General features: G+C 21.1%; 1 protein-coding gene. It reads left to right on the top strand.

All coding sequences use genetic code 11. The features are described from left to right. On the top strand, positions 1 to 464 hold a 464-nt coding region (locus DNK84_RS15290), incomplete at its 5' end, for a hypothetical protein (RefSeq protein ID WP_208123362.1). Positions 465 to 521 lie beyond the last annotated feature (57 nt).

Raw genomic sequence — 521 nt, 5'->3', positions numbered from 1 at the left:
AAAAAAAAAAGAAAAAAGAAAGAAAGGAAAGAGAAGAAAGAGGAGAAAAGAGAAGGAGACAAAAGAGAAAAAAAGAAAGAAAAAAAAAGAAGAGAAGAAGAAAAGAAAGAAAAAAAAAAAAAAGAAAAAAGAAGGAGAGAGAAGAAAAGAAAAGAAAAAAAAAAAAAGTAGGAGAAAAGGAGAAAGGAAAAAGAAGATTAAGGAGAGAGATAGGAATGAGTGAAAAAAAAAAAAAAAAAAAAGAAGGAAAAGGAAAAAAGAAAAAAAAAAAGGAAAGAAAAAAAGGAGAAAAAAAAAAAAAAAAAAGAAAAGAAAAAGAAGAAAAAAAAGGAAAAAAAAAAAAAAAAAAAAAAAAAAAAAGAAAAAAAGAAGAGAGAAAAAAAAAGGAAGAAAAAAAAAAGAAGAAAAGAAAAAGAAAAGAAGAAAAGGAAGAAAAAAAAGGAAAAAAAAAAAAAAGGGAATAAAAAAAAAAAAAAAAAGATAAAGTGGAAAAGGATAAGAAAGAAAGATTTAAAAAATTG

Origin of the sequence: Facilibium subflavum (genome assembly GCF_003574485.1) — a bacterium.
Lineage (GTDB): Bacteria > Pseudomonadota > Gammaproteobacteria > Francisellales > Francisellaceae > Facilibium > Facilibium subflavum.
This window is presented reverse-complemented; position numbering and strand designations above follow the sequence as displayed.